Genomic DNA, 20416 nt, shown 5'->3' with positions numbered 1-20416 from the left:
GTCATCTCAGCGCCCGACCCGTGGCGCCTGATCGAAAGGACGCCACCATGTTGCGTGCCCATCGTTCTATCCCCCTGTCCTGGCTGCTGGCCGTAGTGCTGATCGGCGGGCTGACCTTTCGCATCGGTGCTGCGGTTGCGGATTCGCCGGACCCGCAGGCCGCCGACGTGGTTTACATCGCCACCGGGACCAACTTTCCCGACGCCCTTGGTGCGGGGCCGGCTGCTGCCCTGGGTAACGGGCCGATCCTGCTGGTGCAGACCGATGCGGTTCCGTCGCAGACCACCACCGAGTTGAACCGCCTGAAGCCGCATCTGATCGTGATCGTGGGGGGCACCGCGGTGGTGTCGACCAGCGTCGAGAACACGCTGAAGGGACTGGGGTTCGGTCCCACGGTGATCCGGGTGTCGGGGTCGAACCGGTATGCGACTGCGGCTGCGATTTCGGAGTCGGCGTTTCCTTGTGATGCGGGCATGGTGATGGCGGGAACCGACCGGCATGGTCCGGTGTGTCGTGCTGCGTTGTCGGGGAACTGGAGCACCCAGACGGTGGACTCGACCGGCTCTGTGGGCACGTACACATCGCTTGCCCTGGATGCGTTCGGGAACCCGGTGGTCTCCTACTACGACGTCATCGATGGGAACCTGAAGGTCGCGCACTGTGATGATCCGGCCTGTTCAGGAGGTGGCGAATCGGTCCGGACGGTGGCCTCGACCGGTGATGTCGGTCGGTTCACCTCGCTGGCATTGGATGCCTCGGGGTTCCCGGTCATCTCCTACCTGGACTACACCAACGGGGATCTGAAGTTGGCGCACTGCAACGACCCGAACTGCGACGGAGTTGGCGAGTCGATCGTATCCGTGGATCTGGGGGGCTACGTAGGCGAGTACACGTCTCTGGTGTTGGATGCCTCGGGGTTCCCGGTGATCGCCTACTACGACAGCAGCAATGAGAACCTGAAGCTGGTGCACTGCAACGATGTGAACTGTGCGGGCGGGGACGAGACGCCCCAGACCGTCGACACCGCCGGTGCTTCCGGCTACTTCATCTCGCTGGTCTTGGACGCCTCGGGGTTCCCGGTGATCTCCTACCACGATCTCGATGCCGCCACCCTGAAGGTGGCGCACTGCAACGACGCCAACTGTGCGCCGGGTGGGGAGTCGATCCAGACCGTTGACTCCTCGAGTGCAGTTGGCTGGTACACCTCGCTGGCACTGGATCGGTCCGGATACCCCGTGATCTCGTACTACGACATCAGTAACACGGCACTGAAGGTGGCGCACTGCAACGACGCCAACTGTGCCCCGGGGGGTGAGTCGATTGAAACGGTGGACTCGGCCGGTGATGTCGGTGCTTTCTCGTCGTTGGTGCTCGACGCCGCCGGCAACCCGATGGTCGCCTACTACTACTCCTCCGGCAGCGATCTCAGACTCGTGTCGTGCAACGATCCGAACTGTGCCGGCGCCGATGAGAAGCAGATATCGCCAGACTCGGCCGGCTCCGTCGGGGCGCACCTCTCGATGGTGCTCGACCGCGCGGGGAACCCGGTCATCTCCTACTACGACGGCACGAACGCAAGGCTGAAGGTGGCTTCCTTCTGACGAACGGCCTGGGGGGACCGCAGGGTGCTGTCCCCCCAGGCCTCCCGAGTTCGAGGTTCCAGGGCTGGTGTTCCGAGCCGAGTTCACTGCGCTCGTTGGGCGCGATGTCTTCTCGAGGCGTAGATTCCGGTGCGCATCACAGGTCGGGGGCACGAGCGAGAGGTGAATTCATGTCGCGTCGTTTCCCCCTGTCCTGGCTGATGGCTTTCGTGCTCATCGCCGGGGTGATTGGTGTCGGTGCTGCGGTTGCGGAATCCCCTGATCCCCGTGGCGCCGACGTGGTCTACATAGCCACCGGGACCAACTTCCCAGACGCCCTGGGCGCGGGTCCGGCTGCTGCGCTGGGCAACGGGCCGATCCTGCTGGTCCAGACAGATGCGGTCCCGTCGCAAACCACGGCGGAGTTGAACCGGCTGAAGCCCAGGCTGATCGTGATCGTCGGGGGCACGGCGGTGGTCTCGACCAGCGTGGAGAACACGTTGAAGGGCCTGTCGTTCGGTCCGACGGTGATCCGGGTGTCGGGTTCGAACCGGTATGCGACTGCGGCTGCGATCTCACAGCAGGCGTTTCCGTGTGGGGATGGTGAGGTGATGGCGGGACGCGACCGCCAGGGTGTGGTGTGTCGACCGGCCTTGTCGGGGAACTGGAGCACCCACACCGTCGACTCGTCGGGCATGGTGGGCGAGTACACGTCGCTGGCTCTGGATGCGTTCGGGAACCCGGTCGTCTCCTACTACGACGTCAGCAACGGGGATCTGAAGGTCGCCCACTGCGACGATCCCGTGTGCTGGGGTGGTGGTGAGTCGATCGAGACCGTGGACCCGTCGGCGAACAATGTCGGCCAGTTCTCGTCGCTGGCGCTGGACTCCTCGGGTTTCCCGGTGGTCTCCTACTACGACGCCACCACGGGTGATCTGAAGCTCGCGCACTGCAACGATGCGAACTGTACGGGGGGCGGCGAGTCGATCCAGACGGTGGACTCATCGGCAAACAACGTCGGCCAGTACTCGTCGCTGGCGCTGGACTCCTCGGGTTTCCCGGTGGTCTCCTACTACGACGCCACCACGGGTGATCTGAAGCTGGCGCACTGCAACGATGCGAACTGTGCGGGGGGCGGCGAGTCGATCCAGACGGTGGACTCATCGGCAAACGACGTGGGCCTGTGGACTTCGCTGGTGCTGGACGCCTCGGGCAAGCCCGTGGTCGCCTACTTCGACTCCACGACCGACGATCTGAAGCTGGTGCACTGCGACGACGTCAACTGTGCCCCTGGGGGAGAGTCACCCAAGACGGTGGACTCGAGTGGCAGCGTCGGCGCGTATACCTCATTGGTGTTGGATGCGTCTGGGTTCCCGGTGATCTCCTATGCGGCCACCACCATCTGGGACTTGAAGCTGGCTCACTGCAACGACGCCAACTGCGATGGGGGCAACGAGTCCATCGAGCTGGTCGATGGTTCCGGTGAGCTTGTCGGCCTCTTCTCTTCGCTGGTGCTGGATGCTGCAGGCCGTCCTGTGATCTCGCACTGGAGCCTCACCAACTACGATCTGAAATTGGTGTCGTGCAACGACGCCAACTGTGCCGGAGGTGACGAGACGATGATTTCGATCGACACCGCAGACGATGTGGGCAAGTACTCATCCATGGTCCTGGACGTCTCGGGGAACCCGGTCATCGCCTACCTCGACTCCACGAACTTCGAACTTAAGGTGGCCTCCTTCTAGGGGGCCTGGATGTGGGGGGACCACATCGTGTGGTCCCCCCTCGCCCGGAGGCGTACTCTCGAACCATGACCACACCCGAACTGCAGCGCATCATCGAGTCGGCTTCACAGGCCGGAGTCGACCTCGACCCCGCCGAGGCGGCCCAGTGGCTGGAGGCAGTGACCACGCCCACGGGCGACGAGGTGACCCTGGACCATCGCGACGGCGTGTTCGGGCATCGCATCGCCATGCTCGACTTCTCCGCCGACGATCTCGCCTACTTCCGCCAGGTGGGCGCCCTGGTGGAGATCCCCGACGAGGAGGGTGTGGTGGAGACCGCCCTGGCCCTCTCCGGCTCGGCTGCACAGTCCAAGATCCAGACCTATCCGGGAGACGCCGACTTCTTCGAGCGGGTCAACGTGATAGCACCCACCCGGGAGCAGGCATGCGCCATCCTGGCCCGGGTGATGCGGGCCAAGGCGCTGGCGACGATGCACGGCCCCACCCACCGCTTCATCGAGGTCAAGTTCGGCCAGTACCCGGCAGATGTGCTTCGCAACGGCGACATGATGCGCAAGGGCACTCCGATCGCCTGGCTTGCCGACGAGGTGGTGCGGGGCGAGATCGAAGCGGCCACACCCGAGGGCGCACCGGTGGTGATCGCCTGGGATGAGGTGGCGATCGAACCCGGGTGGTGCAAGCTCGACTGGATCGTGGCCGATCCCGTGCGCAAGCAGGTGGCCAATGCGTCGAACATGCTCGATGTCACCTGGGAGGCGCCCGACGGCACCATCACGCCCCTCGACGGCTACCTGGATCCCTACTTCCAGGAGGTGTACCTCAACACCGACGAGGTGCCCCTGTTCAAGAAGCTGTCGCAGCATGTCTCCGCCGACGCCCTCGATCACTACGTGGCCCAGTTGGAGAAGGAGGTGCGCAAGTACCTCGACCCCGACCACGCCAACGTGGGGAAGGCGGCCAAGCGGATGTACAACATCTTCCGCCTCGACGGCCGGTACGTGGAGGCGGCGTTCCTGAGGGAGATCTTCGACGAGCCGGCGACCGTGCTCTACCAGTTGTACGCCCTGGTGCGGTCGATCGAGGAGGCGTCCGGTCCCGGGTCGCAGGTCGATCCGAAGACGGTGATCGATCAGACCGACCGGGCGCTGATCGAGGTGATTCGCGCCCTGGAAGGGGTGGAGGAGGAGGAGTTGGTCGGCCAGCTACTGCGAATCCGGGATGGGGTCACCGCCGAGCGCGGGGTCGACACCGCCGTGGTCGAGGAGGCGCGAGACCTGCTCCTCAACCTGGTGAACAACTTCTTCTACGAGAAGATGACCGCCATGCCCGAGGTGCGCACCTACATGGAGTCGGTCCAGGACTGATGGACTCGATCGAACTCGGTGTGGAGACCGGCCCTCGTGCCGCGGTGGTGGATCTCACCGGGGAGGCCGCCGGCTTCGTCTCGGGCCGGGGCGATGGGCTGCTCTCCGTGTTCGTGCCCCATGCGACCGCCGGACTGGCCATCGTCGAGGTCGGTGCGGGGAGCGACTACGACCTGCTCGCCTCGCTGGAGTCACTGTTCCCAGGTGACGACCGCTGGGCCCACCGGCATGGTGCCCCCGGTCATGGGGCCGACCACGTGATCCCGGCGTTCCTCGCCCCGTCGATCACCGTCCCCGTCGTCGACGGGAGCCTGATGCTCGGCAGATGGCAGTCGTTGGTGTTGGTGGACACCAACGGCGACAACCCCACCAGGAAGGTGAGGTTGTCGTTCGTGGCCGGCTGACGCCGGTCGATTCGCCCTACTTGTCGAGGATCGTCAGGACGCCCGCCGCCAGGGCGCCGATGCCGAGGATGTCCCCGGCGCTGCTGAACGAGATCCAGTCCATCGTCAGGGCTCCCCAGAAGATGAGCCACACGCCGAGGACTACTTGCCAGATCTTGTCGAACTTCATGCCGTCGTCCCTTCTCTTGCCGGCGACGATTCGACCCGCGAAGGAAGCAGGCGGTTACGGGTAACCGGTCCCGACCGAGAGTCCCTCCTGGTGATGGGGAGGCCCGCCGGGTTGGCGCCTGCCCGATTCGAGACCGGCTCCTCCCGGAGGTGGGCATCGATCGCCGCCGCCGCCCTGCGACCGGCGCCCATCGCCTGGATCACGGTCGCCCCGCCGGTGACGACATCTCCGCCTGCCCACACACCGGGGATGCTGGTGGAGCCGGTGGCAGGGTCGACCACGATGGTTCCCCGGTCGGTGCGGTCGAGTTCGGAGGTGGTGCGGAGGAGGAGAGGGTTGGGATCGTTGCCGATCGCCACCACCACCAGGTCGGCGGCGATCTGGCGTTCGCTGCCCGCAACGGGTTCCGGGCGCCTGCGCCCGGTGGCATCCGGGTCGCCGGGCCGCATCGACACGATACGGACTCCGGTCACCGCTCCACCGTCTCCGACGAAGTCCACGGGAGCCACCAGGGCCTCCAGGAGGACACCCTCCTCCAGGGCATGCTCCACCTCCTCGAGGCGGGCGGGCATGTCGGGTCGGTCCCGGCGGTAGAGGATCCGCACCTCGGCTGCGCCGAGGCGGAGGGCGGTGCGGGCGGCATCCACGGCCGTGTTCCCGCCCCCGACCACGACCACCCTGGCCCCTTTCATGTTCGGGATCGGGGTGGCGGCCCCCGGGCGGCCGGCCCCCATCAGGTTGATCCTGGTGAGGAACTCGTTGGCACTGAACACCCCGACCAGGTCCTCGCCGGGGAGGTCTGGGAACCGCGGCAGCCCGGCGCCGACCCCCAGGAACATGGCGTCGTAGCCGGCGACGAAGAGGTCGTCGATGGTCTCGCCGGGCCCGATCACGGCGTCGGTGACGAACTCGATGCCCAGCGCCTCGAGGAAGGCGATCTCCTCGTCGAGCACGTCACCCGGGAGGCGGAACGAGGGGATTCCGTAGGCAAGAACGCCTCCCGGGCGATGCAGTGCCTCGAAGACGGTCACCGAGTGGCCGAGCCGTGCCAGGTCCCGGGCGCAGGTGAGGCCGGACGGGCCGCTCCCCACGACGGCCACCTTCCGGCCGGTGGCTGCCGCCGTCCCCGGCTCGGGCCTGGGCCCATGGTCGGCCACGAAGCGTTCCAGGGCGCCGATGGCGACCGGAACCCCCTTGCGGCTCAGCACGCAGGCTCCCTCGCATTGCGACTCCTGGGGGCACACCCGGCCGCACACCGCCGCCAGGGCGTTGTCCTCGTGCACCACCCGCGCCGCCCCCTCCAGGTCGCCCTCGGCGAGCAGGGGCAGGAACCGGTCGATCCGGACCCGTACGGGGCACCCATCGACGCAGGTGGGGTGGCGGCAGACCAGGCACCGGGCCGCCTCCAGGCGCGCCACATCCGGGTCGAGTCCGAGGGCGACCTCCTCGAAGTCCCGGCGACGCTTCTTGGGGTCGCGCAGCGGCATCTCCTGGCGGGGGATCTTCATCCGCTCCCGGGTCGACATCGGTGTCATGCCGGCACCTCCCGGCAGGCACCCCGCCGGGCGTCGGCCTCCCAGGCGGCGTAGGCGGCGTTGCGCCGAGCGAGGGTGTCGAAGTCGACGGCATGGGCATCGAACTCGGGCCCGTCCACGCAGGCGAACCGCATCTCGCCGGAGATGCGCACCCGGCATCCACCGCACATCCCGGTGCCGTCGACCATGATCGGGTTGAGGCTGGCGATGGTGGTGATCCCGTGCCGACGGGTCGCCTCGGCCACCGCCGCCATCATCGGTATCGGCCCTGCGGTGAAGACCCGATCGACTCGGCCCTCCCGTGCCAGCAAGTCGCCCAGGGCGTCGGTGACCATCCCTTGGATTCCGAGGCTGCCGTCCTCGGTGGCCACGATCACGCGACAGCCTGCGGCCTTCGTCTCCGCGGCAAGGATCACCCGGTCGGCGCTGCGGGCGCCGAGGATCGCCGTCACCTCGTTCCCTTCTTCGACCAGTGCCCGAGCGACCGGAAGTGCGACTGCGGCGCCGACCCCACCCGCCACCACGACCACCCCTCCGAAGTGGTCCACCTCGGTGGGACTTCCCAGCGGCCCGGCCAAGTCTGCGAGTGCGTCGCCGGCGACCATCGCGCATAGCCGGTCGGTGGTGGCGCCCACCGCCTGGATCACCAGCACGATGGAGCCGTCGGGGTCGGTTTCGACCACGGTCAGAGGAATCCGCTCCCCGTCTTCATCGGGGCGAACGATCGCGAACTGCCCCGGCCTCCAATGGCGGGCGACCCGGGGCGCCTGCAGGCGCAGCCGGACGATCCCGGGGGCGATCGTTTCAGCGCTGAGGACGGGGAACTCGTTGCTCACGAGGCCAACGTATCGCTTGCCCTCGGGCCGACCCAGGGGGCGGCCGGCCCTTCACGAGGGGCCGTTGGCCCGTTCCACCTCCTCGAGGGTCTGGCGGAGCAGGGGCATGGCGGCGCGATCCTTGGCCCGCCCTGCGGCCTCTTTCGACCGGATCACGTCGGCCAGGGAAGCCACCGACACCCGCAGCGGCGGGTCGTCGCTCACCTGGAGCATGTCCGAGCTCGCCGCCAGGTCCCGGTAGCCGCCGGTCCCATCCGGGGTGAACGCGAGGTCGAGATCGCCTCTGCTGGTGATGAGCGTCCACGCGTCGGCAGCAGCCAGCATCTCGGCGGTGATGGGGAAGGAAACGCCGTCGGGTTCCTTCGGGGTGCGCAGCCGCGCCCCCAGGGCGGTGAGCGCTTCGGCGAGCGCCCGCAGGTTTGCCCGGTCGGCGGCAGGCGTCACGTCGAGGTCCTGGGTGATGAGAGGTGCCCCTCGGAGCCGGGCCGCCACTCCGCCGATCACAACGAAGCGGACCCTGTGGTTGTGGAGCACCCGCAGGATCCCGACCGGGTCGTACTCAGCCACGGGATGCGGCTGCCATCCGGTCGAGTGCCCGCACCGCGGTCACCATCTCCTCGAGGCGACTCTGTGGAGTCTGGCTCAGGGTGCGGCGGATCAGAGTCACGTCGTGATCGTCGCTCGGCGTGAGCGCCAGCGTCAGGTCGAGCCCAGTCGCGCGCACCGTTCGCAGCACCGAGTCGAACCCGGGATCGACCTCGCCCCGCTCCCAGCGGCCGATCGCCGATCCAGGCACGCCCAGGCGATGGCCGAGTGCCGCCTGGCTGAGGCCGGCTCTCTTTCGCGCCTCGCGAATGAGAGTCCCTGCCATGGTCATGCCCTCACTCTACAACATAAGTGTTGCGATCTCTGCTCGAAGACCTGCCCCACTTTGGTCAATGGCCCCCCGTGGGCGATAATGGATTCCCGCACTTCCTCCTAGGAGTTCATGTCATGGATCAGGTGACCCTGCGCGCCGATGCGCGTACCGAAACCGGGAGCCGGCCCGGGCGTCGTCGGCGCGTCGCAGGCGAGGTTCCCGCGGTCCTATACGGTCGGGGTCTGGACCCGATCTCGGTGTCGGTGAACCGGCGCGATCTGCACGCCGCCCTGCACACCGAGGCCGGGTCCAACGCCCTGATCAACCTCGCCGTCGAAGGGTCCAAGAAGCCGTACCTCACGGTGGCCCGGGAGATCCAGCGGCATCCGGTGCGCGGAGAGATCGCCCACGTCGACTTCATCAGCATCTCGCTGGACGAGGCGATCACCGCAGAGGTGCTGCTCGAGTTCATCGGCACGCCGGAGGCGGTGAAGAACGAGGGCGCCATCCTGGAGACCATCCGCACCGCGGTGAACCTGAGGGCGCTGCCCATGGACATCCCGGGGCACGTGACCGTCGACATCTCGGACCTGGAGCTCGGCACCACCCTCAAGGTGGCGGATCTTCCCGTCATCGAGGGCGTCGAGTACCTGGACGATCCCGAGACAGACCTGGTGACCGTCGCCATCCCGCGCGTCGTCGAGGAGGCGGCGGTGGCCGAGGGCGATGCGGGGGAAGCCGAGGGCGAGGACGGGGATGTCGAAGCCGCCGAGGGCACCGAACCCGAGGCCGGGGACGAGGGCTGACGCGGTGCGGCCGGTCAGGCCGCACCCGACCGCCGGGACCGCTCGGCGATGAGACGCCGCTCGACATCGGCCGCCTCCCCCCTGCTGGTCGTCGGCCTGCGCAACCCCGGCGATCAGTATCGAGGCACCCGTCACAACGTGGGCGCCGAAGTGGTCGTCGCCGCAGCCGTCGGTACCGAGTTCCGTCGGGCTCCTCGCAAGATCATGGCCGACGTGTCCGAGTTTTCCCTCGGCGGGGTGCCCGCCGTCGCAGCCCTTCCCCTCACCTTCATGAACGAGTCGGGCGGTCCGGTGGTGGCGCTCCTCAAGTGGTACAAGACCGACCCCACCGGCCTGATCCTCGTCCACGACGACATCGACCTCCCCTTCGGGAGGCTGCGCTTCCATCACGGACGGGGTTCGGGCGGTCACAACGGCGTGGCCAGTGTCATGCGCGCCATCGGAAGTCGCGACGTGTGGCGGCTCAAGATCGGAGTGGGCAGGCCCCCCGGCCGCCAGGATCCGGCCGACTTCGTCCTGCGGCGCTTCACCGAGCGGGAGCGAGACGACGTCGATCTGATGGTCTCCGCCGGCGCCGCGGTGCTCCATCGTTTCGGTGAGGCCGGTGGCGAGGAGGCCCGTCAGGCGGCCGGTGACGCTTCGGCGCGCCTAGGCATCGCCAAGGGTGACAACCCGTGAAGTTCGTCGGGGCCATCGACCAGGGGACGACCTCGACGCGGTTCGTCGTGGTCGACGGCGCCGGGTCGATCGTGGCCATGGAGCAGCGTGAGCACCGCCAGATCTGCCCCCGCCCCGGTTGGGTGGAGCACGACGCCGGCGAGATCTGGGAGGCCACCCGGGTCGTGATCGGCGGCGCCCTTGCGGCGGCGGGTATCGGCCCCTGCGACCTGGCGGCGGTGGGTATCACCAACCAGCGCGAGACCACCGTCGCCTGGAGTCGTTCGTCGGGGATGCCGCTGGCGCCGGCGATCGTCTGGCAGGACACTCGCACCCAGGAAATGGTGGACTCCCTCGCCGCCTCGGGCGGCGTCGACCGGTTCCGGCCCAGGTGTGGCCTCCCGCTGGCCACCTACTTCTCCGGCGCCAAGATGCGCTGGCTGCTCGACGAGGTGCCCGCCGTCCGGGATGCCGCCGCATCCGGTGACCTGGCGCTGGGCACCATCGACTCCTGGCTGCTGTGGAACCTCACCGGCGCCCACGTCACCGACGTCACCAATGCATCTCGCACGATGCTCATGGGACTCGGGTCGCTGAAGTGGGAGGCAGACCTCCTCGACGCTTTCGGGGTGCCCGCCACCGCCCTGCCCGAGATCCTCCCCAGTGTCGGGCCGTTCGGCGAAGGTGTCGGGGTGCTCGACGGGGTGCCGATCGCCGGGGTCCTCGGCGATCAGCAGGCGGCACTCTTCGGCCAAGCGGCGTTCGAGGCCGGAGGCGCCAAGAACACCTACGGAACAGGGTGCTTCCTGCTGCTCCACACCGGGCCCGAGGCGGTGCAGAGCCGTGCCGGGCTGCTCACCACCGTTGCCTCCCAGTTCCCGGGACGGCCCGCCGAGTACGCCCTCGAAGGCTCGGTGGCGATCGCAGGCGCCGGGGTCCAGTGGCTGCGAGACAACCTCGGTCTGATCGGCGCCGCGGAGGATGTGGAGGCCCTCGCCGCCACCGTCCCCGACAACGGCGGCGTCTACTTCGTGCCCGCCTTCTCAGGGCTGTTCGCCCCGTACTGGCGGAGCGATGCCCGAGGCGTGGTCGCCGGCCTCACCCGCCATGCCACCGCCGGGCACCTCGCCCGGGCAGTCCTCGAGGCGACGGCCTACCAGACCGCCGACGTGATCGCCGCCATGGAGGCCGACTCGGGGGTGAGGCTCGACACCCTGTTCGTCGACGGTGGAATGGTGGGCAACGAGATGCTGATGCAGTTCCAGGCCGACATCCTCGGCGTGCCCGTGGTGCGCCCGGTCGTCACCGAGACCACCGCCCTCGGTGCCGCCTACGCCGCCGGGATCGCCGTCGGGTTCTTCGACGGGCTCGACCAGGTGCGAGCCCTGTGGCGCGAAGGAAGGCGCTGGGAGCCGGCGATGGACCCATCCGCGCGAGCCCGCCTCACCACCGGCTGGCACCGCGCCGTGGAGAAGTCGTTCGGCTGGGTGGAGTAGCCCCGGCACTCCTCCCGGGGTTCCCATCGTTACCATCGCCGGGCCATGTCGATCCCAGATGGCCTCGCCTACCTTCGCATCGCCCTGATCCCGGCGATCCTGGCGCTGATCCTTCCCACCGATCCGATCGACCACTCTTTCGGAATCGCCGCCACACTGATGGCGGTGGCCTCGATGACCGATTGGGCGGACGGGTACCTGGCCCGGCGCTGGCAGATCACGACCGCCCTGGGAGCCTTTCTCGACTCGATCGCCGACAAGCTCCTGGTGTCGGGAGCCCTCTTCGGTCTGGTGGCGGTGGGCCGCGCCTGGGCGTGGGCGGCGTTCGTCATCGTGGGCCGCGAGATCGCCGTCTCCGGGCTCAGGGGAGTGGCAGCCATGGACGGGGTCGCGGTCCCGCCCTCGTTCTGGGGCAAGGCTAAGGCCAATGTGCAGTACATGGCGATCTTCCTCGCCCTGCTCCGTCCCTCGGTCACGTTCGGGGGGTTCTATCCCGACCAGTGGGTGATGCTCGCCGCCGTTGCGGTCACCCTGATGTCGGGGTACGGGTACTTCTCGCGTTTCGCCGTGGTGTTGCGTTCCGACCGAGCGCGTGCCTGACGCATTCGTCACCGGAGGCTCCGGTTTCATCGGCTCCGCCTTGATCCGCCGCCTCGCGGGTTCGGGGAGGCGGGTGCTCGCCCTGGCCCGCTCGGAGTCGTCCGCCCGGCTGGTGGCGGCCCTGGGCGCCGAACCGGTGCGAGGCGACCTGCTGGAGCCGGGAGAGTGGCGGGAGGGGATGCGGGGCTGTGACACGCTGTTCCATGTCGCCGGGAAGGTGGCGATGTGTGATCCGGAGCAGCTCCGGATCAACGTCGAGGGCACCCGCGCCGCCGTGGGGGCCGCAGCAGCCGCCGGGGTTCGACGCGTGGTCCACACCTCGTCTCTGGCGGCCATCGGGGAGCCGGAGGGCGCCGTGGCCACCGAGTCCACCGTCCCCGACGGCAGGTGGGTCTCCCGCTACGCCGAGAGCAAGTGGCTGGCCGAGCGCGCCGCATTCGATGCCGCCACCCGCCTCGGCGTCGACCTGGTCGCGGTGAATCCGTCTTCGGTGCAGGGTCCGGGCCGGGTCCACGGCAGCGCTCGCATCTTCATCGACTATCTCAACGGTCGGCTCAGGTGGGCGATACGCACCCGCCTCCCTCTGGTGTCGATCGGAGACACCGTCGAGGCACACCTGCTCGCCGAGACCAGCGGCGCGCCCGGTGAGCGGTACCTGGTGTGCGGCTGGAACCCGACCGTTGAGGAGGCAGTGGCACTGCTCGCCGTGATCGGCGGCGTCGAGCATCGGGTGCGGTATCTGCCGCCGTGGATGCTGATGCCGGGCGCCACCGTGGCCGAGGCGGCGGCACGGATCGTGGGACGCACCCCCAGGTACTGCCGGGACATGGCCCGCAGCGTCCGCCGCGGTCACCGGTGCGACGGCTCCCGGGCGGAGCGGGACCTCGGATTGCGTTACGCGCCTCCCGAGGTGTGGCTCGCCGAGACCGTCGACTGGTATCGGGATCAGGGCGTCCTCGACCCCACTGCCTGAGCCGCCCCGGGCGTTCTCGGCCTCGCATGGGTCTCATCCCGAGCTCATCCTCGCTTCACCCGCCTTTGACCCTGCCTGCCGAGCCTCACCAAATCGATTGGAGGAGAACATGACCCGGTTCATCACAGCCCTGCTCACCATCACCCTGCTGGCCGCCTGCGGCGGCTCCGAGGCTTCGGCGCCCGACGACGCCGTCACTACGACGGTGTCGGCATCGACCAGCACCACCGATCCGCCGGGCGATCCGGCGCTGTCGGAGTTCCCGGAGGCGGAAGGGTTGGTCTACGGCACCAACGGATCCGTGGAGTACGTCACCATCCCCGCCACCGAATGCACCTACGTCACCTCGTCGCCGATCGTGGTCGACGAGATGCTGGTGTGGTCGATGCACGATCATGGGCACGGATGCGAGCCGCGCGACGCATTGTCGGCCACGCTGCTCGGTTACGACCTCTCCACCGGAACGCTCCACGTCCTCGCCGAGGGGTACACGGGGGAGGCGACGCCTGCCCTGGTGGAGGCCGAGGGACTCCTGTTCTGGAACACGACGTTCGGCGGTGCGGTCCAGGTGTTGGATCCGGCCACGTTCGAGGTGATCGCCACCAACGAGGAGCTGAGCGTGGTGAGCGACTCGTCCGGGGTGTACCTGGACGGCACCTACTACTTCGGGACGATCAACACCCCGGAGGACAACTGCCAGGATCCGATCAAGGAGACCTGTGGTGGTCTGTACGGCATGACGTCCGATGGGACGATCGTCGCCCGGCTGGCGACCGAGGACGGGTTCCGGTCCTGGGTGGGCGCCGGTATCACCACCGATGGCGAATACCTGTACGTCGGTGGCGGCCCGCAGCATCACGGCGACTCCGATGACGAGTACCTGTACGGATGCTCGGTGGTGAAGCTCGACGCCTCCCTCGAGGTCGTCGCCTCGTTCGACCCTGGCGACGAGGGATGCCATCGCACCGGTGCCGGAAACGCCGACGAGGACGCCGTGGCCGGCGAGATCGTGATCTCGATGGACGGCACCCTCTGGGTGCAGTTCGCCCACGCCGTCGACGACCGCAACACCTACGCCCTGTTCCACCTCGACGAGAACCTCGAGGAGATGTGCGCCTTCGAGGTGGAGGTGGGGCCGCTGATGGCCGCGGGCTACTACCAGGGCGTGACCATCGATGCCGAGGGCAACGCCTACGTCTCGATCACGGTCCCCGACGGCGCCAGGCGGACCGCCGAGTTGTGGAAGGTGACGCCGGACTGCACCGGCACGCTGCTCGACACCGCCCCCGGCCAGGGAACGTCGACACCGGTGCTGGCCGACGATTCCGTGGTGCTGTTCGCGGTCAGCGGCGAGCTGCGGGTCGTGTCCACGGAGGGCGAGCTGGTGGCGGCGTACGAGCTCGGCACCGATGCACCCGTTGTCTCGAGCCCGGTGATCGTCGACGGCTCGATCTTCGTGGTCGCCACCGACGGCACGGTGAGCGTCATCTCCGATGCCGGTCTGGAGGGCTATGGCGATGCCTGGTGGCCGCGCTTTCGCCATGACGACTCCGGGAGCGGCGCGGTGAACCTGGCCGGGTGATCGATCCGGCGGGCGGGCGAGGTCGAGGGAGGGGGGTGGGGCCGCACGGGCGATTCGATGCGGCTCCCGCCCCTCTACCCTCTCTCGTCGCATGACCGCCCCACTGGCGGCGCTCGTAACGCGCTGGCGCGACCATCCCCCGATCCCCGAGTCGGGGCGCTTCGTCGCGTCCCCCGGCGTCCGATCCTTCCTCCTCGCAGGGATGGCGTGGCGGTCACAAGGCGCGATCCTGGCCATCGTCCCTGGCGAGAGAGACGCCGAGGACCTGGTCGACGACCTGGAGCTCTTCACCGCGAACGTCTTGCTGTTGCCCGCATGGGAGACGCTTCCCTTCGAACACGTCTCGCCGAACCTGAGCACGATGGCATTGCGCGCCGAGGCGCGACACGCCTTGCGCCTGGGGCGTCCGACGGTGGTGGTGGGGTCGGTGCGGGCCGTCGTTCAGCGTCTCTCCCCGTCGCCGGTGGAGCCGGTGGAGCTGAGCCCAGGGGCCGAGGTCGAGTTCGACGACGTGGTGCGTCGGCTCGCAGCCATCGGCTACGAGCGCACCGACCGGGTGGAGGCGAGGGGAGAGTTCGCCGTCAGGGGTGGGATCGTCGATCTCTATCCGGCACAGTCGCGCCAGGCGGTCCGGATCGACTTCTGGGGCGACACCGTCGACGAGATCACGGCGTTCTCGGTCGCCACCCAGCGATCTTTCGAGCCGGTGTCGGCGGTGACCGCCTATCCGGCCCGAGAGGTGCGCCCGGAAGGGGTGATGGCCGAGGCGGCGCGGGCGTTGCTCCGCACCGACCCATGGGCGGCGCCGACCTGGGATCGCATCGCCGACGGCATCTCCTTCCCCGGCATCGAGTCCTGGCTGCCATGGCTCGCCCCGGAGGCCACCGTCTTGGACGAAGCGTCCGGGTCGACCCGGGTGGTGCTGTTCGACCCGACCCGGGCGGCGGATCGCGCCTCCGATCTGGTGGCCGAGGAGGACGAACTGGCTCGTGCCCTGGCCCCCACCTGGGGGGCGGGGGCGCCCGAGGCGGGAGCGCATCCCTCGTTGTTCCTTCCGCTGGCGGCGGTCGTCCCGGAGGGGCGCACCTTGCAGGTCCCCGCCTCCGCCGCCCGACCCGGAGAACCCGGGATCACCATCACCGGCCTCGACGCCACCCCGGGGGATCCCGAATCGGTGGCACGAGGCCTGCGAGCCCTGATCGGCGGCAACACCCAGGTGGTGGTGGCCATGGACGGGACCGCCGCCGCCGACCGGGTGGCTCGGGTGCTCGACGAGCACGGCCTGGACCTGGAGCGCCTCGAGGTCGTCGAAGGCGGTTCTTCGGTGATCGCCACCGGAGTCCACAAGGGCTTCGTCGCTCCCGACCTGGGGGTGGCTGTGCTGGGAGAGCAGGAGATCGCCGGCAGGCGGAGAGCACACCGGCGAGTGGTGGCGGGCGGTCCTACTCCCGGCGACGGCTACGCCGACCTGCGGCCCGGGGACTTCGTGGTGCACCGCCGCCACGGGATCGGCCGCTTCGAAGGCCTGGTGACCCGCAGCATCGGCGGCGTGGAGCGCGATTACCTGTTGGTGGCCTACGCCGGGGAGGACCGCCTCTACGTTCCCACAGACCAGCTGGCGGCGGTGCGGCGTTACTCGGGGGGCGAGTCGCCGCGCCTCAGCCGGATGGGTGGCTCCGACTGGGAGAAGACGCGGTCCCGGGTTCGGCGCGAGGTGGCCGCCGTGGCCGAGGAGGTGGTGTCGCTGCACCGGGCGCGGGCCCGGGTCGCCGGCCACGCCTTCTCCGCCGACAGCCCGTGGCAGCGGGAGCTCGAGGCCGCCTTCCCCTTCGAGGAGACCCCGGGCCAGCTGACCGCCATCGAGGACGTGAAGGCCGACATGGAGTCGGCGGCGCCGATGGATCGCCTGGTGTTCGGCGACGTCGGGTTCGGCAAGACCGAGGTGGCGGTGCGCGCCGCCTTCAAGGCGGTTCAGGACGGCAGACAGGTGGCGGTGCTGGTGCCCACCACCCTGCTCGCCCAGCAGCATCATCAGACCTTCTCCGACCGGTTCGCCCCGTACCCGATCCGGGTCGAGTCGCTGAGCCGGTTCCTGACCGCAGCCCAGCAGCGCGCCGTGGTCAAGCGACTCGCCGACGGGTCGGTGGACGTGGTGATCGGCACCCACCGCCTTCTCAGCGACGACGTGGCCTTCAAGGACCTGGGGCTGCTCGTGGTGGACGAGGAGCAGCGTTTCGGTGTGGCCGCCAAGGACCGCATCAAGGCACTGCGCCGCTCCGTCGACGTGCTCACCCTCACCGCCACCCCGATCCCGCGCACGCTGGAGATGGCACTCACCGGGATCCGCAGCGTCTCGCGTATCGCCACGCCGCCCGAGGACCGGCATCCCATCCTCACCTTCATCGGCCCTTGGGAGGAGTCGACGGTGTCGGCGGCGATCAGGCGGGAGATGCTGCGCGACGGGCAGGTGTTCTACGTGCACAACCGGATCGAATCGATGGATCACGCCGTCGCCCGGCTTCGAGCCCTGGTTCCGGAAGCCAGGTTCGCCGTCGCCCACGGCCGCATGTCGGAGGGGCAGCTGGAGCAGGTGATGCTCGACTTCTGGGCGGGGGAGCACGACGTGTTGGTGGCGACCACCATCATCGAGTCGGGGCTCGACCTTCCCCAGGTGAACACGCTGATCGTGGAGCGCGCCGACCTGCTCGGCCTCGCCCAGCTCTACCAGCTGAGGGGACGGGTGGGCCGGTCCACACAGAGGGCGTACGCCTACCTGTTCCATCCGCCCGACCACCGCCTCACCGAGGAGGCCCACCGGCGGCTGGAGGCGATCGGCGAGTTCGCCGACCTGGGTTCCGGGTTCCAGTTGGCGCTGCGCGACCTGGAGATCAGGGGTGCCGGGAGCGTCCTGGGGAACGTGCAGTCGGGCCACATCTCCGCCGTCGGGCTGGATCTCTACATGGAGCTGGTGGCCGAGGCAGTGGGGGAGTTGGAGACCGGCATCGTCGCCGCGCCTCCCCCGGCCGAGGTGAGGATCGAGCTGCCGGTGGAGGCGCACCTCCCCGACGGCTACGTGGCCGATCAGGACGCCCGATTGGAGGCGTATCGCCGCCTCGCCGCCGCCACCACCCAGAGGGGTGTCGACGATGTGGTCTCCGAGTGGGTCGACCGCTTCGGACCGCTTCCGGAGCGGGCGGAGACCCTGATCGAGGTGGCTCGGCTGCGGGTGGAGGCGCTGCGGGTCGGTCTCACCGAGGTGCTGGCGCTGCATCGAGAGGTCCGGATGACACCGGTCACCCTGGCCGCCAGCCAGGAGGTGCGCCTGCAGAGGCTGTCGCCCCGGGCGGTGCTCCAGGCCAAGCAGAAGATGCTGTTCGTCCCGCTGGGGCGGCGGCCGGCTTCGGAGTTGACCGAGTTCATCCGTACAATGTGGCCCCCCGACTCGGAGTGATTCCCCTGCGCAGATTCGCCGCCCCCATTGCCCTGCTCGCCGCCTTCGCCGTCGCCTGCTCGTCGGGAGGGTCCCTGGTCGCCACCATCGGCGTCGACACCCAGATCACCCTCGACGACGTCGCCGATCTGTACGAGGGCGGCGCCGTGCCCAAGGACGAAGGCCTGCAGAACGCCGTGTTCGCCCTCGTCGCCAAGGCGGTCCTCATCGACGCGATGGAGGCCGAACTCTCCCTGGTGCTGGACGAGGCTCTGGTGGACGAGACCTACTCCGCCATCATCGACGACATGGAGGCCCGGGGAGTCACCCCCGAGACCTACCTGGGGGTACCCAATGCCGGTCGCGGGATGCTGCGCTTCAACGCCGAGATCGGTGTGCTGCGCGACCAGGTGGTGGGCGCACTCGTGAGCGACCCGACGACGATCGACGACCTGTTCGCCTCACCCGCCCTGATTACGACCGTGTGCGCCAGTCACATCCTGGTGGCGACCGAAGAGGAGGCCCTGACGGTGATCGGCCGGCTGGAGGCCGGCGAGGGGTTCGCCGCCGTCGCCGACGAGGTGTCGACCGACACCTCGCCCGGCGGCGACCTCGGCTGCAACCTCGCCTCCCGGTACGTGCTGGAGTTTGCCAACGCCGCCGTCGAGGCCGACCTGGACGAGGTCACCAGCCCGGTGGAGACCGAGTTCGGCTGGCACGTGATCCTGGTGACCGACCGGACGGCACCGACCCGGGAGCAAGTGGAGGCGGATCCCCTCGCCTTCTTCCCCGCGGAGGTGGGCGACGCCATGTGGAGCGACTGGTTCAACCTCAAGCTGGAAGAGGCCGACGTCGTGGTCGAGGCGGAGTACGGCACCTGGTCGCCGCTGGGGATCACCCCTCCGACGGAGTGAGGTGACCGCCTCGATCGTCGTGGTCGGCCTGGGACCTGCGGGCCTGGACCGCCTCGACGCACGGGCACTCGGCCTGCTGCTCGACCCCGACCGACGGGTGGTGGTGCGCACCATCGAGCACCCCGCCGCCCGTGACCTGGCGGCCCGGCGCGAGGTGCTCCCGTGCGACGACCTGTACGAGGCCGGCGAGGACTTCGCCTCGGTGTACCGCGGCATCGCCGATCGGGTCACATCCATTGCCGAAGGCGGACCGGTCGTCTACGCCGTCCCGGGAAGTCCCCTTGTGGGTGAGCACACGGTGCGGCTGTTGGCAGAACGCTCCGATGTGGAGGTGTTGCCGGCGGAGTCTTTCCTCGATCTGGCGTTGCTCCGATTGGGCCTGGACCCGCTGGAGCGGGGGTTGCAGGTGCTCGACGCCCACGACCTTCCCCAGCCGCTGCTGCTTCACCTCCCCACGCTCATCGCCCAGGTCGACACGCCGGCCTCCCTGGACGCCGTGCGCGACGGGCTGCTCGAGGTGCTCGCCGCCGAGACGCCGATCACCCGCCTCGCCGACCTCGGGGGGGACGGCGAGGTCGTGGAGACGGTGGCTCTCACAGACCTGAGGGCCGGACACGCCGGGCTGCGGGTCTCGCTGTTCCTCGAGGTGGAGACGCCGGGTTGGCCCGGTCTGGTGCGCACCAACGCCCGCCTGCGCCGGGAGTGCCCGTGGGATCGGGAGCAGACCCATCACAGCCTGGCCCGTCACCTCCTGGAGGAGGCGCATGAGGCCCTGGAGGCGATCGAGGCGCTGCCGGCGGATGCACCGGGTGGAGATCCCGACGTCGCCGGATACCTCGAGTTGGAGGAGGAGCTGGGCGACCTGCTGCTCCAGGTGGTGTTCCACGCCACCCTGGCCGCCGAGGCGGGGGTGTTCGGGATCGAAGAGGTAGCCGAACGCATCCGTCGCAAGCTGATCGCCCGCCACCCGCACGTCTTCGGCGTCGTCGACGCCCCCACCGCCGACCACGTGATCGCCAATTGGGAGAGGATCAAGCAAGACGAGAAGGGCCGGGAGTCGCTGCTCGACGGGGTGCCCTCCTCGCTACCCGCCCTGGCGCGTGCCCTGGCACTTCAGGGGCGAGCCGCCGGGGTCGGGTTCGACTGGCCCGACCTGGCCGGGGTGGTGGCCAAGGTGGAGGAGGAGCTGGCCGAGGTCCTCGCCGACGGCTCCGACACCGCCCACGAGGTGGGCGACCTGCTGTTCACCGTGGTCAACCTCGCCCGCCGTATCGACGTGGATCCCGAGCAGGCGCTGCGCGGCGCCACCGCCCGGTTCGAGGAGCGGTTCCGGCAGGTGGAGGCCGCAGGTGACGTGGACTCCATGACCCTCGACGAGATGGATGCCGCATGGGAGCGGGCCAAGGAGTTGGAGTGACCGGTGGAGGCGACTTTCCTCGCCGGTTGCGCGCATTCGTAGTACCTTC

Annotated in this window: 18 protein-coding genes; 13 read left to right on the top strand and 5 right to left on the bottom strand. The window is 69.0% G+C overall.

Features of this window, described 5'->3' with window-relative positions; translation table 11 throughout:
• Positions 1–47: 47 nt before the first annotated feature.
• From QY307_04425 to QY307_04410, 4 genes are all read left to right on the top strand, one after another.
• Entirely contained in the window at positions 48–1601 is a 1554-nt protein-coding gene (locus QY307_04425; GenBank protein ID WKZ83494.1) for a cell wall-binding repeat-containing protein, read from the top strand.
• A 170-nt stretch (positions 1602–1771) separates the two neighbouring features.
• A complete protein-coding gene (locus QY307_04420) occupies positions 1772–3325 on the top strand; it encodes a cell wall-binding repeat-containing protein (protein ID WKZ83493.1) in 1554 nt (517 codons plus the stop codon).
• A 65-nt stretch (positions 3326–3390) separates the two neighbouring features.
• Positions 3391–4689, top strand: coding sequence for a hypothetical protein (locus QY307_04415; protein WKZ83492.1), 1299 nt, complete (start codon positions 3391–3393; stop codon positions 4687–4689).
• Positions 4689–5093, top strand: a complete 405-nt coding sequence (locus QY307_04410; GenBank protein WKZ83491.1) for a YjbQ family protein — start codon at positions 4689–4691, stop codon at positions 5091–5093. The genes QY307_04415 and QY307_04410 overlap by 1 nt, the downstream gene beginning before the upstream one ends.
• A gap of 16 nt (positions 5094–5109) precedes the next feature.
• Here the strand turns inward: QY307_04410 and QY307_04405 are convergent, their stop codons facing one another.
• From QY307_04405 to QY307_04385, 5 genes are read right to left on the bottom strand one after another with little or no spacing between them, the layout of a single operon-like run.
• Positions 5110–5262, bottom strand: coding sequence for a hypothetical protein (locus tag QY307_04405; protein WKZ83490.1), 153 nt, complete (start codon positions 5260–5262; stop codon positions 5110–5112).
• Entirely contained in the window at positions 5259–6797 is a 1539-nt protein-coding gene (gene gltA / locus QY307_04400; GenBank protein ID WKZ83489.1) for an NADPH-dependent glutamate synthase, read from the bottom strand. Before gltA ends, QY307_04405 begins: the two co-directional genes overlap by 4 nt.
• Positions 6794–7633 (bottom strand): sulfide/dihydroorotate dehydrogenase-like FAD/NAD-binding protein, encoded by an 840-nt coding sequence (locus QY307_04395; protein WKZ83488.1) that lies wholly within the window; start codon positions 7631–7633, stop codon positions 6794–6796. Before QY307_04395 ends, gltA begins: the two co-directional genes overlap by 4 nt.
• Positions 7634–7684: 51 nt before the next feature.
• Entirely contained in the window at positions 7685–8200 is a 516-nt protein-coding gene (locus QY307_04390) for a hypothetical protein (GenBank protein ID WKZ83487.1), read from the bottom strand.
• A complete protein-coding gene (locus QY307_04385; GenBank protein ID WKZ83486.1) occupies positions 8193–8510 on the bottom strand; it encodes a helix-turn-helix transcriptional regulator in 318 nt (105 codons plus the stop codon). The genes QY307_04390 and QY307_04385 overlap by 8 nt, the downstream gene beginning before the upstream one ends.
• Positions 8511–8626: 116 nt before the next feature.
• Here QY307_04385 and QY307_04380 point away from each other — a divergent pair, with 116 nt between their 5' ends.
• The 9 genes from QY307_04380 to mazG all read left to right on the top strand — a co-directional run bounded on the left by QY307_04380 (position 8627) and on the right by mazG (position 20367).
• Positions 8627–9298: a 50S ribosomal protein L25 gene (locus tag QY307_04380; GenBank protein WKZ83485.1), complete on the top strand. Its 672-nt coding sequence runs from the start codon at positions 8627–8629 to the stop codon at positions 9296–9298.
• Positions 9299–9346: 48 nt separating this feature from the next.
• On the top strand, positions 9347–9976 hold the full coding sequence (gene pth / locus QY307_04375; GenBank protein ID WKZ83484.1) for an aminoacyl-tRNA hydrolase: 630 nt from the start codon (positions 9347–9349) through the stop codon (positions 9974–9976).
• Positions 9973–11451, top strand: a complete 1479-nt coding sequence (gene glpK, locus QY307_04370) for a glycerol kinase GlpK (protein WKZ83483.1) — start codon at positions 9973–9975, stop codon at positions 11449–11451. Before pth ends, glpK begins: the two co-directional genes overlap by 4 nt.
• A gap of 45 nt (positions 11452–11496) precedes the next feature.
• Positions 11497–12051, top strand: coding sequence for a CDP-diacylglycerol--glycerol-3-phosphate 3-phosphatidyltransferase (pgsA, locus tag QY307_04365; protein ID WKZ83482.1), 555 nt, complete (start codon positions 11497–11499; stop codon positions 12049–12051).
• Positions 12044–13024 (top strand): NAD-dependent epimerase/dehydratase family protein, encoded by a 981-nt coding sequence (locus tag QY307_04360; protein ID WKZ83481.1) that lies wholly within the window; start codon positions 12044–12046, stop codon positions 13022–13024. Before pgsA ends, QY307_04360 begins: the two co-directional genes overlap by 8 nt.
• A gap of 109 nt (positions 13025–13133) precedes the next feature.
• The gene (locus QY307_04355) at positions 13134–14606 is read left to right on the top strand and encodes a hypothetical protein (GenBank protein ID WKZ83480.1); all 1473 of its coding nucleotides are present in this window, start codon (positions 13134–13136) and stop codon (positions 14604–14606) included.
• A gap of 91 nt (positions 14607–14697) precedes the next feature.
• Positions 14698–18057: a transcription-repair coupling factor gene (mfd, locus tag QY307_04350; protein WKZ83479.1), complete on the top strand. Its 3360-nt coding sequence runs from the start codon at positions 14698–14700 to the stop codon at positions 18055–18057.
• Entirely contained in the window at positions 18036–18950 is a 915-nt protein-coding gene (locus QY307_04345; GenBank protein WKZ83478.1) for a peptidylprolyl isomerase, read from the top strand. Before mfd ends, QY307_04345 begins: the two co-directional genes overlap by 22 nt.
• A gap of 1 nt (position 18951) precedes the next feature.
• Positions 18952–20367, top strand: coding sequence for a nucleoside triphosphate pyrophosphohydrolase (gene mazG, locus QY307_04340; GenBank protein ID WKZ83477.1), 1416 nt, complete (start codon positions 18952–18954; stop codon positions 20365–20367).
• Positions 20368–20416 lie beyond the last annotated feature (49 nt).

The sequence above is a fragment of the Acidimicrobiia bacterium genome, from assembly GCA_030584185.1.
Lineage (GTDB): Bacteria > Actinomycetota > Acidimicrobiia > Spongiisociales > UBA11373.
The sequence above is the reverse complement of the archived record's forward strand: the minus strand, read 5'-3'. Positions and strand labels throughout refer to the sequence as shown.